The 15,482-nt window shown below is 71.9% G+C and carries 16 protein-coding genes; 10 read left to right on the top strand and 6 right to left on the bottom strand.

Annotated features, from left to right (window positions below):
- Positions 1–47 precede the first annotated feature (47 nt).
- Complete coding sequence (locus tag POL25_RS38185) at positions 48–197, top strand: hypothetical protein (protein ID WP_272091321.1); 150 nt, start codon at positions 48–50, stop codon at positions 195–197.
- Positions 198–375: 178 nt separating this feature from the next.
- Positions 376–2,019: a hypothetical protein gene (locus POL25_RS38180; RefSeq protein WP_272091320.1), complete on the top strand. Its 1,644-nt coding sequence runs from the start codon at positions 376–378 to the stop codon at positions 2,017–2,019.
- A 100-nt stretch (positions 2,020–2,119) separates the two neighbouring features.
- Here POL25_RS38180 and POL25_RS38175 read toward each other — a convergent pair whose 3' ends face one another.
- Positions 2,120–2,920 carry a hypothetical protein gene (locus tag POL25_RS38175; RefSeq protein WP_272091319.1) on the bottom strand — a complete coding sequence of 267 codons (801 nt, stop codon included), beginning with the start codon at positions 2,918–2,920 and terminating at the stop codon, positions 2,120–2,122.
- On the opposite strand from POL25_RS38175, the gene POL25_RS38170 reads away from it, so the two are divergent.
- The 3 genes from POL25_RS38170 (at position 2,915) to POL25_RS38160 (ending at position 5,805) form a co-directional block, all read left to right on the top strand.
- Positions 2,915–3,298 carry a hypothetical protein gene (locus POL25_RS38170; protein WP_272091318.1) on the top strand — a complete coding sequence of 128 codons (384 nt, stop codon included), beginning with the start codon at positions 2,915–2,917 and terminating at the stop codon, positions 3,296–3,298. The genes POL25_RS38175 and POL25_RS38170 overlap by 6 nt on opposite strands.
- Before the next feature lie 138 nt (positions 3,299–3,436).
- Complete coding sequence (locus tag POL25_RS38165) at positions 3,437–4,810, top strand: hypothetical protein (RefSeq protein WP_272091317.1); 1,374 nt, start codon at positions 3,437–3,439, stop codon at positions 4,808–4,810.
- A 185-nt stretch (positions 4,811–4,995) separates the two neighbouring features.
- Positions 4,996–5,805, top strand: coding sequence for an SDR family NAD(P)-dependent oxidoreductase (locus POL25_RS38160; protein WP_272091316.1), 810 nt, complete (start codon positions 4,996–4,998; stop codon positions 5,803–5,805).
- 165 nt (positions 5,806–5,970) lie between these two features.
- Here the strand turns inward: POL25_RS38160 and POL25_RS38155 are convergent, their stop codons facing one another.
- The 3 genes from POL25_RS38155 to POL25_RS38145 form a co-directional block, all read right to left on the bottom strand.
- Positions 5,971–7,494, bottom strand: a complete 1,524-nt coding sequence (locus tag POL25_RS38155; RefSeq protein WP_272091315.1) for an alpha/beta hydrolase family protein — start codon at positions 7,492–7,494, stop codon at positions 5,971–5,973.
- Positions 7,495–7,708: 214 nt separating this feature from the next.
- Positions 7,709–8,443: an ATP-dependent Clp protease adaptor ClpS gene (locus POL25_RS38150; protein ID WP_272091314.1), complete on the bottom strand. Its 735-nt coding sequence runs from the start codon at positions 8,441–8,443 to the stop codon at positions 7,709–7,711.
- A gap of 31 nt (positions 8,444–8,474) precedes the next feature.
- On the bottom strand, positions 8,475–9,545 hold the full coding sequence (locus tag POL25_RS38145) for a phosphatidylethanolamine N-methyltransferase family domain-containing protein (protein WP_272091313.1): 1,071 nt from the start codon (positions 9,543–9,545) through the stop codon (positions 8,475–8,477).
- A gap of 80 nt (positions 9,546–9,625) precedes the next feature.
- Here POL25_RS38145 and POL25_RS38140 point away from each other — a divergent pair, with 80 nt between their 5' ends.
- Both POL25_RS38140 and POL25_RS38135 read left to right on the top strand, forming a co-directional pair.
- Positions 9,626–10,132: a hypothetical protein gene (locus POL25_RS38140; protein WP_272091312.1), complete on the top strand. Its 507-nt coding sequence runs from the start codon at positions 9,626–9,628 to the stop codon at positions 10,130–10,132.
- Between the two features lie 110 nt (positions 10,133–10,242).
- A complete protein-coding gene (locus tag POL25_RS38135; protein ID WP_272091311.1) occupies positions 10,243–11,517 on the top strand; it encodes a site-specific DNA-methyltransferase in 1,275 nt (424 codons plus the stop codon).
- Positions 11,518–11,551: 34 nt separating this feature from the next.
- Here POL25_RS38135 and POL25_RS38130 read toward each other — a convergent pair whose 3' ends face one another.
- Entirely contained in the window at positions 11,552–12,181 is a 630-nt protein-coding gene (locus POL25_RS38130; protein WP_272091310.1) for a hypothetical protein, read from the bottom strand.
- 541 nt (positions 12,182–12,722) lie between these two features.
- Here POL25_RS38130 and POL25_RS38125 point away from each other — a divergent pair.
- The 3 genes from POL25_RS38125 to POL25_RS38115 all read left to right on the top strand — a co-directional run bounded on the left by POL25_RS38125 (position 12,723) and on the right by POL25_RS38115 (position 14,757).
- A complete protein-coding gene (locus tag POL25_RS38125; RefSeq protein WP_272091309.1) occupies positions 12,723–13,151 on the top strand; it encodes a tetratricopeptide repeat protein in 429 nt (142 codons plus the stop codon).
- Positions 13,152–13,306: 155 nt separating this feature from the next.
- Complete coding sequence (locus tag POL25_RS38120) at positions 13,307–13,687, top strand: GFA family protein (protein ID WP_272091308.1); 381 nt, start codon at positions 13,307–13,309, stop codon at positions 13,685–13,687.
- Positions 13,688–13,803: 116 nt separating this feature from the next.
- A complete protein-coding gene (locus POL25_RS38115) occupies positions 13,804–14,757 on the top strand; it encodes a hypothetical protein (RefSeq protein ID WP_272091307.1) in 954 nt (317 codons plus the stop codon).
- Positions 14,758–14,835: 78 nt separating this feature from the next.
- Here the strand turns inward: POL25_RS38115 and rpiA are convergent, their stop codons facing one another.
- A complete protein-coding gene (gene rpiA, locus POL25_RS38110; RefSeq protein WP_272091306.1) occupies positions 14,836–15,480 on the bottom strand; it encodes a ribose-5-phosphate isomerase RpiA in 645 nt (214 codons plus the stop codon).
- Positions 15,481–15,482 lie beyond the last annotated feature (2 nt).

The raw sequence follows: 15,482 nt of genomic DNA, 5'->3' as shown, positions 1-15,482 counted from the left end.
AGGACATGTCCTGAAAGCCACGCCTACCGATCGCTCCGGCCCCGGAAGTGCGCGAACCCTTCGGCGAACACGAGGACCTCGTAGTCGAGGTCGCTCGCCCGCACCAACACGGCCGCCAGCGCGCGCCCACCGACGTGCGCGGCTCGAACCTCCCGCTCGCCAACGCGACCGCGCGAGCCTTCCCGCTCGCGCGGTGATGATCGCTCGGTGGCGCCTCGACCCTCAACCTCGCTCCCATCCTCGCCACAGCCGCGCCCATCCGCCCTCGGGGGCCCGCGGCCCCGCGCGCCTCGTCCTATGATCGGCTACGGTGCCGCGCGGAGGCGAATCATGCCAGTCCGTTCCCTGCCTGCAATGGGCATCCTCGTCGCAGCAATGACCGTCTGTTCCGCCTGCCCCGGCGATCCCGGCGACACCAGCGAAACCGGCACCGGCACCGACGCCACCACCGATCCCGGACCCACCACGAACGCCCCGACCGGCGCCGCCACCGACGACCCGACCGCCTCGACCACCGGCGATCTACCCGATCCCACCACCAGCTCGACCGTCGATCCCACCGACGCCCCGGTCACCACCACCGACAGCACCACCACCGACGACACCACCACCGGCGGGCAGGCCACCACGATCGTCGTCCACCTCGTCCCGCAGCCTGGCGTCAGCGGCGACCAGCGCATCAACTTCGCCGTCCCGCTCGCGCCCGGCGTCCTCGCCGACGACACCCGGGTCCAGGTCCGGCACGCCGGCACCGAGCTGGCGACCGCCCTGCGCGGCCTGGCGCGTCACCCTGACGGCAGTTGGCGCAGCATGCAGATCCAGCTCGACCTCTCGCTCGCCGGCGAGACCGACCTCGAGGTCTCCCTCGACCTCGCCCCGACCGCAGGCAGCCTCGATCCCGTCCCGGTCGCCGACACCCTCGTCGACGACGCCACCGGCCCGCGCGTCTGGGCCCTGCTGCCCGCCGAATGGTTGACCGCCAGCGGGTTTGCCGGCCCGCTCGCCACCGCCGCCGCCGTCGCGGGCACCCCTGCCCAGGCCTGGACCGACGCCTGCGACCACGATCAATGGGGTCACGACGCCTTCCTCGGCGCCATGGGCTCCGCCGACGTCTGGCTCTACGATCGCGGCACCATCCACTATCGCGGCCACGCCCGCCGCGGCGACCTCTCGACCCTGCGCTCGGCCTACCTCGAGACCACGATCTATCGCGACGGCCTCGCCGGCCAGGGCCCGAATACCACCATCGGCGTGCCCGGCAAGACCGGAGACGCCAAGTACTATTATTCGCAGAACCTGGCCCTGCATTACCTCATGACCGGCGACGACCGCTTCCGCGAGAGCGCCGAGGACGTCGCCGAGGCCTTCGCCGACCTGTGGGACCCCGCGTACGCCGGCGACGACGGCTTCTGGACCGAGCGCCACGCCGGCTTCGGCCTGCTCGCCCACGTCTGGGCCATGAACGTCTCCGACGATCGGGCCCAGCAATTCCGCGACCTCGCCGACGCTGCCGTCACCGCCTACCTCGACATCCAGGCCAGCTACCCGCCCGGCTACGACGACCCCGACGCCCGCTGCTTCGCCCACACCGACGGCGCCGCCGACGAGGACTTCGGCTTCTGGGGCTGCTCGCCGTGGCTCAGCGCCATCCTCGCCGACGGCCTCGATCAGTACGCCACCGACTCGCCCGGCGCTCAGGCCGACGCCGCCCGCGCCGCGATCGTCAAGCTCGGCCGCGTCATCGCCCGCGACGGCCTCGACCCCGACGGCAAGCCTTTTTATTGGATGGGCGTCGGCGACGGCAACGGCGCCGTCGACGACTACGACGAGCACTGGGGCGAGAGCGCCTACGTCGTCGCCATGGCGTATCACCACGACGGCGCCGGCGACGACGCCCTGCGCCAGACCGCCGAGGACCTCGTGCTCGGCTTCCGCGACAACGCCGAGGTCCCGCACATGCGCAGCTTCAACTGGCAGTGCCGCTCCGCCGTCGCCACCCCGTGGTTCCTCGGGCAGTGACGCCGCATGTCCGAAAAGAAATGCCCCTCAGGACATGTCAAAAAAGACATGTCCGACTGGACATGACCCAAGGGCCATTGTTTCGGGAAGCCACCGCCCCTCAGCGCCCCAGCCCTTCGGGGAACACGATGACCTCGTAGTCGAGGTCGCTCGCCCGCGCGAACATGGCCGCCAGCTCGCGCGCCAGCTCCTCCGCGTCGAGCTCGGCCGGCTCCGCCGTCACCAGCAGGCACGCATAGCCGACCTGCAGCCCCGGTTCGCAGCACATCGCGATCCCGTGCCCGTTGACCCCTTGGACCGCGCTCAGACGATCCCGCTGCGCGTCGTCGAGGCGCGCCGTCAGCTCCGGACCGGTCGGCCGCGCCCCCGTGGCGCGGTGCTCCCAGATCTCCGTCCCGCTCACTTCGTCTCGCCGGCGCTGGTAGTCCCCCGCGACACCGTGAGGCTCGGTGCGCGCGGGCACCAGCGGGCAGATCGAGGCGCGACTCGCTCCCGGCGCCGCCGCCTGCCCGCGCCCCGCCCGCCCGTCAGCCGTCGCGGGCTCGCGGGGCGCCTCACCCCGGCACGCGAGCGCGAGGAAGCAGATCACGCCGAAAAATTTCCTGGTCATTCCATCCACCTCACGGCGACCGCGAATGCCCGACCGCGCCATCTCCTCCGCCATCGTAACATCGCAGCTCTCGACCCCCATGCTCCGCGGCCAGCGTGTGCCGAGCCGCCGGCCGCGCGCACGTACGCGTGGGGTGATGAGCGTCATCGGGCCTCCGGACCGCAGTGTCGCGCATTCGATCGCCGCGCGCACCTCCGCGCCCGCGCGGCCCTCGACGACCGCCGCCGGGCCCGGCGCGGGCGCAGGCTCCTCGCCGCGCGCCGCCGGGCGCCCTACGCTCGCCGCGTGCACGTCCTCGACCTCGTCGGCCCCGAGTGGCATCTCGTTCCTCTGCGGATCCCGAGCGGATGGGCCGTGCGCCACAACGCCCTCCTCGCCCGGCGCTTGCCTGACGGCAGCCTCGACATCAACGACAGCGAGGACCTCCTGTGGCTCGTCCGGCTGCCGCCGCTCGACGGCGCCTACCCGCCCGGTCCCGACGATCCCGCGCGCGAGCTCCACCTCGACGCCGGCTTCTATCGCACCGGCTACCGCCTCGTCCTGCTCGATCCCGACTGGGACCACCAGCTCGCCAGCTTCGCCACCGACAGCTTCGCCGAGCTGCTGGCCTGCATCGAAAATTGGCTCGACCACGCCCCGCTCGGCGACCTCGCGCCACCGACCGCCTAGGCCTGCTCCTGAGCCCCAGCATGCGGGTCGCGCAAGCCGCTGCGCAGCCGCCCTCGCGCACGATGCTGTACCCTGCCGACCGCGGAGGGACTCGTGATGGTGAGGCGATCGATCGGAACGTGGGTGTGTGCAGGCGTGATGCTCGGCGGATGTGGTGACGACGGCGGCCGCACCAGCGACAGCGGGACCGCGACCATGGCGACCACGTCGCCGCCCGGCCCGACCACCACCGGCGAAGCGTCCACCGACGCGCCCACCACCACCGAAGCGCCCACCGGCACCGCCGGCGAGACGATGACCGGCACCACCGATCCGGGCACCACGGGCACCGTCACCACCGATCCTGGCACTGCCACCGAGCCGGGCGTCAATCAACCGCCGGTGTGGGAGTCCGAGCCGGTCCCCGAGATCGTGATCGAGGAGCTGTTCCAGAGCAACTTCGCCCCGGGCCAGATCTTCCTCGCCTCCTCGCGCACCGACGAGATCCGCGTCTACGACGGCAACAGCCTCGCCTTCATCCAGGCCTTCACTCACCCGGCCTTCAGCGAGGTCGACTCGGACCTCTACACCTACGGCCCCAACGGCGCCTCCTTCAACTCGCGCGGCAACTTGGTCGTCGCCGGCTACAGCAGCTTCGTCGAGTTCAGCGACTACGGCGTCGAATACGCCGTGTACCCCAAGGTCGCCAGCGAGGCGACCGAGAACGTCATCTTCGACCCGCGCGGCAATCTCTACACCACCACCGCCACCGGCGGCACCGACAAGCTCAATCAATACGACGCGATGGACTACGCGTTCGCCCAGCAGATCCCGCTGCCGCCCGGCGCGGGCCAGCTGACCGGCATCACCTTCGACGGCAAGGGTCGGCTCTACCTCGCCAGCCAGACCGACAACACCATCCACGTCGCCGATTTCGCCGACTTCGATCAGTTCCCGTGGATCGGCACGCTCAGCGGCGCCGGCAACCCGGGCAACTTCGAGGGCTTACAGTTCAACGCCAACGGCGAGCTCGTCGCCGCCGCCGGCGACCTCGTGCGCTACGACGTCGCCACCGCCGAGAAGCTCGGCACCTTCGACCAGCCCAACGACGCCTTCCCTGTCCCGCTGCGCGTCGACAACGAGGGCAACATCTACACCTCCGACTACGAGAACGGCGGCGGCACCCTGCCCGCCGACATCTTCAAGTTCGCGCCCGACGGCCAGCCGCTGACCTCGGCCAACGACCCCGGCCTGTTCGGCCCGTTCGGCCTCGCCATCTCCGGCACCGTGCTCGCCGGCGACCCGCCCGTCTCGTGGTTCTACCAGCTCGTCGCCTCCGACCCCGACGGCGACCCGCTCACCTACGCCCTCGTGTCCGGCCCGCCCGACATGCTCCTCGACCCCGTCTCCAACGTGCTCTCGTGGTCGGTCACCAGCGAGGACATCGGCGAGCACCCCGTCGTCCTCAGCGTCGACGACGGCAACGGCGGCGTCACCGAGCAGATGTTCCTCCTCGTCGTCGTCTCGACCTGACGGCTAGCCCTGAAGGACATGTCCCTCAAGACATGTCATTACGCGATTCGCGCCGCACGGACATGTCTCTCAGGGCATGACCTTGAAGCCAATCGACCTGCGATGACCTGTCCCTCGGGACATATCCTCGAAGCCACGCGTTCCGGCTTGCCCTGCCTCCCCTCGGCGTGTTCTCCTGCCCGCGCGTGTCCGACCCGACCATCGACCACTCCGCCTTCGCCCTCAAGTACGGCCCCTGGGCGGTCGTGCTCGGCGCCTCCGAGGGCCTCGGCGCCGCCTTCGCCCGCGGCCTCGCCGAGCGCGGCCTCAACCTCCTCCTGCTCGCGCGCCGGGCCGACGCCCTCGAGGCCGTCGCCTCGCCCTTGCGCGCCCGCGTCGAGGTCCGCACCGCCGCCCTCGACCTCGCCGCCCCCGACCTCGCCGAGGTCCTCGCCGCCCTCACCCGCGACCTCGACGTCGGCCTCTGCGTCTACAACGCCGCCCTGTCGCAGGTCGGCCCGTTCCTCGGCGTCCCGCTCGCCGACAAGCTCAAGATCGTCGACGTCAATTGTCGCGGCCCCCTGATCGCCGCCCACGTGTTCGGCGAGCGCCTCGTCCAGCGCGGTCGCGGCGGCCTCCTGCTCATGTCCTCGCTCACCGCCTTCTGGGGCTCGCCGCTGGTCGCCACCTACGGCGCCAGCAAGGCCTTCAACCTGTCTCTCGGGGAAGCTCTGTGGTACGAGCTGGGCCCGCGCGGCGTCGACGTCCTCGTCTGCTGCGCCGGCGCCACCCGCACCCCCGGCTTCGAGCGCTCGAGCGGCCCCGACGGCCCGCGCGCGATGGAGCCCGACGCCGTCGTCGCCGAGGCCCTGGAGGCCCTCGGCGGCCCGCCCAGCGCCGTGCCCGGCGGCCTCAACAAGGTGGCCGCGTTCGTGCTCGGGCGCCTGTTCCCGCGCCGGCGCGCCGTCGCCCTCATGGGCTCGCAGACGGCCCGCCTGACCGGCCGCGAATCCTAGCACCGTACGGCAAGGATCCGCCGGACGCGGAGGACTGCGAAGCTCGAGCAGCCCACGGATCAGCAGCCCTCGCCGCGCCTCGTGGTCGCATGCATCATGCCGTCACACGATTCGCGGCCCACGCTCCGCTCGCGCGCCGCGCCGCGATCGCTCATCTCGCGCGAATCAGTACACCACGCCCCAATTGAGCGCATTGACGAAGTTGGTGTAATCGACCCCGAACGCGTTCGCCACCGCCGGCGGCGTGCCGTCGCCCGGCACCACCACGTGCGGCAGCGCGTCGTACACGAACACATAGCGGTTGTCCGGCCAGCTCGTCGTCGGCTTCGCCCCGCTCTGCCACGTCAGGCTCGCGTCCGTCGCCGTGCACCCCGTCGGCGCCACCGGCGTCACCCCGGCGGCATTATTAAAGTGCCAGTTCTTGCTGCCCGCCGAGCCGAACGCCGCCTTCGCCAGCTTGCACGCGTGCTCCGGCGGCACGATCGTATCGGCCGTCCCTTGCATGCGCAGGTACTTGACGTCGGTCCGCGCCGCCAGGTCTTCCGCGACGAACTTGCTCGAGCGCCACTCGTACGCGCGCGGCACCAGCGACGGCGTCCCGACCCAGCCCGCCATCAGCGTCGGGAACGGCGTCGTCGGCGGATCGGTGGGCAACGCCCCGACCAGCCACCACCCGAGCGACGCGTAGAGCGACGCCCACTCGCTCGGCCCGGCGACGTCGATCGCCGCCTGCACCGGCGCCCCGCGCTGGACCGCCCGCGTCGTGATGCAGCCGCCGTGCGACAGCCCGTGCATCAACACCTTCGACGAATTGGCGTACGGCTTGGCCAGCACCAGATCCGTCATGCGCAGCACGTCGGTCACCTCGCCGTTGCAGAGCTCCACGCTGCCGCCCGACTTCCAGCTGTGACTCGGCCCCAGGTGCAGGCGCTCGCCGCGGTAGCTCGACATCGCCACCACCCAGCCCTTCGCCGCCCACTTGCCGCAGGCCTCCGGCTCGCCGCCGTAGCCGAGGCCCCACCAACCGCCGTGGTTGAAGATCTGCACCGGATGGGCCCCCGCCGCGCTCGGGCGACAGATGAGCCCGTAGATCGTGTTGCCCTGCACCGGATAACTGACGACCTCCCAAGTCACCGAAACCCCGTCGATCGGTCCCGTGACCGGCCCGTACACCGTCGCCAGCCCGCCCGTCTCGGCCACCCCGCAGGTCCCGTTGTTGTCGAAGAGGATCACCTCGTCGCCGTCCGAGCACGCGTTGCCGGCCGCGGCCGGGTGCTCGCCGTCGATGACGACCTTATCGAACGCGCATCGCCCCGCCGGGTCCGTGAACGTCCTGAACGGATCGCCGCCGGCCACCGCCCGGATCTCGGCGCGCCCCGCCGAACAGCCGGCCTGATCCGGCCGCCAGAACTTCGCCGCCAGGGACAGCGTCTTCGACCACGCGTACATGTCAGGCCCCGTGAACGACGCCGAGGTCGACGCCGTCGCCGTGTCCACCAGCTCGAACGCCCCGGAGTTCCAGTTCCTCGCCAGCAGCTGCACCGCCGAGCCCGAGGTCGCCGCGTAGCCCTGCATCGAGATCGCGGCGCTCGACTCGTGGGACGTGCGGCTGTTCGGCGTCCACACGCACGCGCCCACCGGCAAGAGCAGACAGAGCCGCGCGACGCGGCCGAATACGTTGTTTTTCACGGACAATCCCATCCCGTCGGCCACGCTAGCGAGGCCCGATCGCGGCCGTCAACCGACGTGTTCGCGCCGACGATCGCTCGCTTTCACAGGACGACTGCAAGCACCCTGGGGCCCACGTGCGCATCGCCCCGTGGCGAGGTCGACGAACCACGACCCGTCGCACGCACGCCTCGCCATCACCCGCGAGACCTCGCGGGTTTCTCCGCCCGCCCCGTCAGGGTTCGGACGCGATCCACAGCGGCGCCCGCTGCTGTCGCGCGAATCGCCGCGCCGCCGCGACCCGCTGCCGTCCTTCCGCCGACGGAAACCGCCCCACGATCACGCGACCGTCCGCCTCGGCCGCCTGCATGCATGCCACCGCGTTCTCGCGCGACAGCGCGAAGTGACGCGTCAGCACCTCGACCACCAACTCCTGCGGCGTGTAATCGTCGTCGCGCAACACCGCCACGATCGAGCTCGCCGGCCCTTCGAAGTCCGCCACCGCCGCCCCGTGGCACAGGATCGTCAGCACCTCGACCGCCCGGTCGGCCAGCATGCGCGACGCCGCCGTGTCCGCGCGCGTCAGTGCGGCCCACAGGTCCACGCTCGAGACCCTCCGCCTGCGCGCGCGCGCCACCGCGGCCGCCTGCGCCAGCGTCTGCGCCAGCGCCTCCGCGTCCGCCCGCGATGGTTCGGCGCGATCGAGCGCCGCCACCACCGCCGCCTCGATCGCCGCGCTCGCGGACCCGAGCGCCGCCGCGATCCGCGGGTCCTGCAGCAGCCCGTACAGCACGTGCAGCGACCCCAGGAAGCGGTGACCGCGGGCGCGACTCGCCCCGCTCGCCGCCGCGATCACCCTCTCCGCGTCCTCGGCGAAGCGCGGCGCCAGCCCGAGCCGCTGCCGCGCCGCCGCACGCTGATAGCGATGCAGCAGCCACGCCGACATGCCGGCGCCGACGACATAGGCCACGGTCAGCGGATCCACCCCCGCGCCCCCTGCCTCAATAGATCCCGGGCACGATGCGCCAGCGGACCCGCCGCTCGTATTGATGCCACAGCGCCCCGTACTTGGCGCGGCAGCGGCGATCGTCGTCGATCTGCCGCGGCACCAGCAGCACCAAATAATACAGCGGATAAAGCCACGGCCCCCACTGTCCCGGGTGCCCGAGCGACAGCGCCAGCGCCGACGCCATCGCGATCTCGCCGAGATAATTGATGTGCCGCGACAGCCCCCAGAACCCGTTGACCAGGATCGTCTTCTCGCCGTCCGTCAGCACCTCGGGCTTGATCGATCCGAACGCCAGTTTGTTCGGCTGCGTCTTGAACCAGAACTTCTGCAGGTTGGCCCCGCGGGCCAGCGTCCAGCCGGTGAAGAACAGCAGCGCGCACAGGCCCAGCAGCGGCCCCGGCGTGTGCGGGTTCGGCAGGGCCGCCGTCGTCCACAGGCCGACCGCGTAGAAGAACGGATAGAACGTCAGGCAGCCCCACCCGAGCTTGAAGCCCACGCGCTCGGCCACGAAGTCGTAGGTGTAGAGGTGGACCTCCTCGAAGTTGAGGTACTCCCACAGGAAGAACGAGAACAGCGCCACGTGCAGCAGCACCCCTGGCGACGGATCGCCCGGGTACAGCAGCAGGTGATGGGCCGCGAACGACAGCAGGTTGAGCTGCAGCATCACCGCCCCGATCAGATACAAGAACATCTTGGCGTCGACGTGGCCCTCGATCCACTGCGGGTTGGCCAGCCGCCCGAGGTACAGATCGGCCAGCAGGCCGCGCCGCGATGCCGCCGGCAGCACGATCGCCAGCGTGAACGCGAGCCCCAGCCCGCACGCCGTCGCCAGCGTGTCCCAGCGGTGCACGTACAGCCAGTCCCACGCCACCAGCCCGGTCGCGCCGGCGACGAAGTACAGCGCGACCATCAGCGCCATCACCCGCAGCCCGTTGAGGCGGTAGCGCAGCGGCGCCCCGCTGGCCTCGTCGCGCACGTAGCCGGTCACGCGGCGGGCCGGCACGATCAGGTGGAGCACGAACACCAGCCCGTAGAGGGCGATCAGCGCGAACGCGGGCAGCACCGCGAGAGGCTACGGGACCGGCCCCGCGCCTGTAAAGCCTCGCCGCGCGCGCACCGCCGCGAACCGTGCCAAGCTCGGGCATGCTCCGACTCCGCGCCCCCGTCCAGCTCGCCCTCGGCCTGTTCCTTGGAGCATGCTCCAAAGGTCAGGTCGAGCCCACCGACCCCGGCGGCGGCGGCAAGGTGTGCACCGAGATCGGCTGCATCGGCGGCCTGCGGATCTCGCTCGAGCCGAGCAGCGGCTGGCCGGCGGGCGACTACACGTTCGGCTTCGCGCTCGACGGCGTCCCCGTCACCTGCAAGGGCGCGCTGCCGCTGCGGGCCTGCGACGCCGGCCCCTCGGTGACCTGCGACGTCGCCGACCGCGTGCAGATCGGCGAGTCCGGCTGCGCCCTGCCGCCCGAGCAGCACGGCTTCGCCGACGTCCTGATCCCGAGCAGCCCCGCGGTCGTCGAGCTGACCATCCGCCGCGGCGAGGAGGCCGTCTACGCCGGCAACATCACCCCGACCTACGTCGAGTCGCAGCCCAACGGCCCCGGCTGCGAGCCGGTCTGCCGCGGCGCCACCGCGCAGGTCGTCATCCCCTGACCTGTCTTCAAGGCCAGCTCCATGCCGGCCCCGACGCCCGCGGAGCGCCCCGCCGCGGCGCCAGCGCGAGAGGCTTGAAAATTCCCGCCGCGGGGCGCTAGCGTCGCCCGGTGGACCCGCGCCGCCTGGTCGAGCAGCCCGCGCTGTCGCACCGCGCGGCCGGCCCCGCGGTCGCGGGTGACCTCTACGACAACCGCCTGATCCGCGGCGACAACCTCGACGCCTTGCGCGCGCTCGAGCCCGAGTTCGCCGGGCGGATCCGCTGCGTCTACATCGACCCGCCGTACAACACCGGCCGCGCCTTCGCCCACTACGACGACGGCATCGAGCACGCGCGCTGGCTCGCCGACATGCGCGCCCGCCTCGAGGTCCTGCGCCGGCTGCTCGCCGCCGACGGCACCCTGTTCGTGCACATCGACGACAACGAGCTCGGCTACCTGATCGTCCTGCTCGACGACATCTTCGGCCGCGCCAACCGGGCCGCCGTCGTCACCTTCAAGCAGGGCGCTCCGACCGGCCACAAGGCGATCAACCCCGGCTGCGTCAGCACCTCCAACTTCGTCCTGATCTACGCCCGCGACCGCGCGCACTGGGCCCCGCAGCGGCTCTACACCGCCCGCGAGCGCGACCCCCGGTACGCCCAGTTCATCGTCGACCGCGCCGCCCCCTTCCGCGAGTGGCGGCTCGTCAGCCTGCTGCGCGCCTTCGCCGACGCCTGCGGCCTGGGCGAGCGCGCCGCCCAGCGGCTGGCGCGGGCCGAGCCGGCGCGCCTCGACGAGTTCGTGCTGGCCCGCGCCGACGCCGTCGTCCGCCTCGCGCGGCCCGACTACAACGCCGTCAGCGCCGCCGCGCGGGCCATGATCGATCGCAGCAAGGCCGAGCCCGACGTCGTCCACCGCCTCGAGCGCGACGACCACGACGACTTCTACTTCGTGCGCGGCGAGCGGATCCTCTTCTACGCCGCCAAGCTCAAGCTCATCGACGGCCAGCGGATCGCCGGCGAGCCGCTCACCACCATCTGGGACGACCTGCTCTCGAACAACCTGCACGCCGAGGGCGGCGTCGCCTTCCCCAAGGGCAAGAAGCCCGAGGCCCTGCTGCGGCGCGTGCTCGAGCTCTCGACCCGGCCGGGCGACTGGGTCCTCGACGTCTACGCCGGCTCGGGCACCACCGGCGCCGTCGCCCACAAGCTGCGGCGCCCGTGGATCCTCGTCGAGCGCGGCGAGCACTGCGAGGGCCTCGTCGCCGCCCGCCTGCGCGCCGTCGTCGACGGCCGCGATCCGAGCGGCGTCACCGCGGCCGCCGGCTGGACCGGCGGCGGCGGGTTCCGCTACTTCAGCGTCGAAGAGGATCTATCGGACATGTCCCCGGAGCCATGCCCTTGAGGGCAGGTCCCGGGGGACATGTCCCTTCAGCAACTCAGCAGGACTCGGCCTGCTGGACGCCGGCCCACTGCCGCGCGCACGGCGTGCTGTTCGGGTTGTAGGCGTCGGGGTTCCACTCGCCGCAGTCGAGCTCCGACATGCAGGCGCCGAACTCGTCGAGCGCCGCCTTGCGCGACGGGCAGTCGCCCCAGTAGCCGTACGTCTCGTCCAGACACTCCTGCTGATCGCCGTAGTAGGTCCCGCCGCACTCCTTGTAGCGGCGGCAGAACGCCTGCATCCCGTCCTCGCCGGGCAGCACCCCGGGCCCGTCGGTCGGCGGCGGCTCGGTCGTGCTGGTCGTCTCGGCCGCGGTCGTGTCGGCCGACGTCGTCTCGGCCGACGTCGTGCTGGTGGTCGGCTCGCCCGACGTCGGCCCGGTCGTCTCGTCGACGCCGGTGTCGCTGGTCTCACCGGTGTCGGTGCCGTCGTCGGTCGCGTTGCTCGCGTTGGTCGCGTTCGACGCGTTGCTCGCGTTCGACGCGTTCGAGGCGTTCGACGCGTTGCTCGCGTCGCTCGCGGCCGTCGGGTTGGTCACCGAGTCGAGCGGGTCCTTGTCGTCGGCGCAGGCGAGGCCCAGGCACGCGGCCAGAGCGATGCATGAAAGGAATGGAATGCGGGGGGTCACGCGGCGCGGACACTAAAGAAACGAAGACCGCCTGGCCAGACCCGCCAGCCTGCCCGCGCCGCGGGACCGAGTGCGCTCGCCGGATAAGGGACAGGGCTGCGCCCGCACCCGGCGTCTCCTGGGCCCCGGTCCGCGGACACGTGCCTGCGCCCTCGGCTGCCCGCGGCGGCGCGGATCGGCCGACGATCGGACGAAATGGCGGCCGCGAACCTCCTCGACCGCCTGTCCGGGGTGTCCGCGAATCGGGCAGGTGTTCTCCCTCCGGGCCGTCGAAACCGGCGTCGATCTCGTGCTCGCCCGACGGAGATCGCTGGTACCCGCGGCTTGGTCCGGCGCCGAACCTGCCGGCTCGCGGCCCGCGCTGGCTCGTCCTACACCTGTCCGAAGAGCCAGGTGTTTCGCTGACCGGCGCCTCGACCAGCCCCGGCATGCGGAGATCATGGAGTCGTACTGGCACCACACCCAGCCCGGCCGATGAGAGCGCGAGCGTGAGCCTCACTGTCACAAGCGCTGGCGCGCGCTCCATGAGCGTCTCGCATCCGTGGGCTGCCTCAACCTCGGGCGCAGCTGGCTCGATGGCCGACAGCCCGGCGTCAACGAGGCGAACGCGATCGAGCTGTTCTACAAAGCGTGCGTGCTCGCGGACGAAGATGGCTGCGACGAGCTGTCGCGCACGGTGGTGAGGTTGCGCGACGTCTGCGACAAGGGCGGCCCGAACTTCGGGAGCCGCTGCCTGAACCTCGGGTGGGCCGTCGAGCGCGGCCTCGGCGTCGAGCACGACGTCGAGCGCGCCGTGGCGCTCTACAAGAAGGCCTGCGGCGCCGGCGTGGGCCAGGGCTGCTTCAACCTGGGCGTGATGCAGGCCGAGGGACGCGGCACCGGGCGGGACGACAAGGCGGCGAAGGTCAGCTTCCACAAGGGTTGCAAGCTGGACCACGCGCCCGCCTGCGCGCGCGTCGAACGAGGCTGAGGTCGAGGCCAGGCGAACCTCGCGCGCGGCGTGTCACGGACACCCGGCCGAGATCCTTATCCTCGCGTCGTGACGGATCTCGACCGCTCTGCCGACGGCGGTCCACCGCTTCGCTAACACGCCCCCCGTGTTAGCGTCGCCCGCGAGGATTCGCCATGCCGAAGGGTTCTTGTCTGTGCGGCGCCGTCACCTTCGAGGTCACCGGCCCCTTGCCCCCGCCGAACGCCTGTCATTGCTCGCAGTGTCGCAAGCAGTCGGGCCATTACTGGGCCTCGACCGACGTCGCGCGCGCCGCCCTGACGATCGCCGGCGACGACCGCCTCACATGGTTCCACGCCTCCGCCAAGGTGCGCCGCGGCTTCTGCTCGACCTGCGGCTCGTGGCTGTTTTGGGACCCCATCGGCAAGGGCACCATCGCCGTCGCCATGGGCGCCTTCGATGCCCCCACCCACGTCCGGCTCGCCATGCACATCCATGTCGCCGACAAGGGCGATTACTACGACATCGCCGACGACCTGCCGCAGCACCCCCATTGAGCCGGCCGCCGGGCGCGACCGCCTCGCCGAGCGCCTGCCCGGCCGCGGGACCGCGTCCCCGACCTCGAAGCGCATCACGACCAACCGCCCGGCCCCGTGATACGTTCGCCTCGCGCATGCGCCGTCCGCTCCTGCTCCTCGCCCTCGCCGGCCTGTTCGCCTGCAAGACCACCACGTCGGGCCGGCCCAGGGTCCCCGCAGCGACCGAGTCAGGCGCCTTTGGCACCCCGATCGCCGGCCCCGGCTCCGATGCCGGCGCCTCGCCGTTCGACCTCAAGACCTCCTCCTCCGGCGCCTTCGCCAACCCCGGCGGTCCGCGGCCCGGCCACGACGCCCGCGCCGGCGATCGCCCGCGGATCGGCGACGTGCGCGCCCCCGAAACCACCGCGCCGGCCGGCCCGCCGGGCTCGTCCAAGGACCGCCCGATCGCCGCCTGCGGCACCACCGGCTCCTACGTGGCCGTCGCCGACAGCGAGTGCGAGGACGGCACCCGCCCGTTCGACGGCGACATCCCCAGCGGCATGAAGGCCCGCCGCGGCAACGTCGGCCCCAACAAGGACGGCCACGTCATCGACCTGTACGAGGTCCCGTGCCCCGAGGGCGCCAAGAAGGTCTTCGTCGACATGTACGCCTGCGACCGCGCCCAGCCGTCGCGCTCCGAGTTCGAGCGCGACACCTACGTGCGCGACGCCTTCCTCGCCGGCGACCACGCCCGCTTCAGCGAGCGCTGCCTCGCCGAGCAGGCCCGCGGCCCCGACCGCGTCACGCTGATGATGCAGAGCTGCCTGCCCGCCATGCCCACCGCCCTGCGCGAGCAGGGCAAGGTCGAAGAGGCCCACGCCTGGCTGGGCCGCTACTGCAACGGCACCCCGCCGCCGACCGCCGAGCAGCCCAAGCGGTGGATCTACTTCCGCAACGTGCTCGAGGCCCTCGAGGCCCTGCGCGAGGGCCAGAACCGCGCCGACAGCGACCGCGCCTACGAGCGCAAGCAGGTCACCGGCGAGTACGCCAAGGTCTGCGACGTCGACCTCAAGGAGTACGAGCGCTGGCGCAAGGCCAACCCCGACTGACATGCCCCCGGGGACATGCCGCATGGGGCATGTCCCGGAGGACCTGTCTGTTCGCGCATGCCCGAACGGACAGCCGCCTCACCACGACCACGGCGGGTCGTCGCCGACGATGACCACGTCGGCCGGCCGGCGGGCGAACAGCCCGACGCTGACGACCCCGGCGATCTGGTCGAGCGCCGCCTCGAGCGCCTCGGGCTCGCCGATCGCCAGCCCGTGGACGTCGAGGATCCACCCGCCGTTGTCGGTGGTCACGCCCGCGCGCCACACGGGCGTGCCCCCGGTCATGCTGGCGATCGTGCGCGCCACCAGCTCGCGCGCCATCGGCACCACCTCGATCGGCAGCGGCGCCCCGCCGAGCCGGTCGACCCGCTTGCCGGGGTCGATGATGCAGACGAACCGCTCGCTGGCCGCCGCGACGATCTTCTCGCGCGTCAGCGCCGCCCCGCCGCCCTTGACCAGGCGCCGCTGCGGGTCGCAGGCGTCGGCGCCGTCGACGTAGAGCGGCAGCGGCCCGGTCTCGTTGAGGTCGAGCACCGCGATCCCGCGGGCCCGCAGGCGCGCCGCGGTCTGCTCCGAACTGGCGACCGCGCCGGCGACCTGCGACGGCCCTAACTCGGCGATGAATTGGGCCACGGTCGAGCCGGTGCCCACGCCGATCACGGCCCCCGGCGTCACGTACGCCAGCGCCGCCCGGGCCGCCCGTCGCTTCGCGTCCTCCGTCATCG

Origin of the sequence: Nannocystis bainbridge (assembly GCF_028368995.1) — a bacterium.
Lineage (GTDB): Bacteria > Myxococcota_A > Polyangia > Nannocystales > Nannocystaceae > Nannocystis > Nannocystis bainbridge.
The sequence above is the reverse complement of the archived record's forward strand: the minus strand, read 5'-3'. Positions and strand labels throughout refer to the sequence as shown.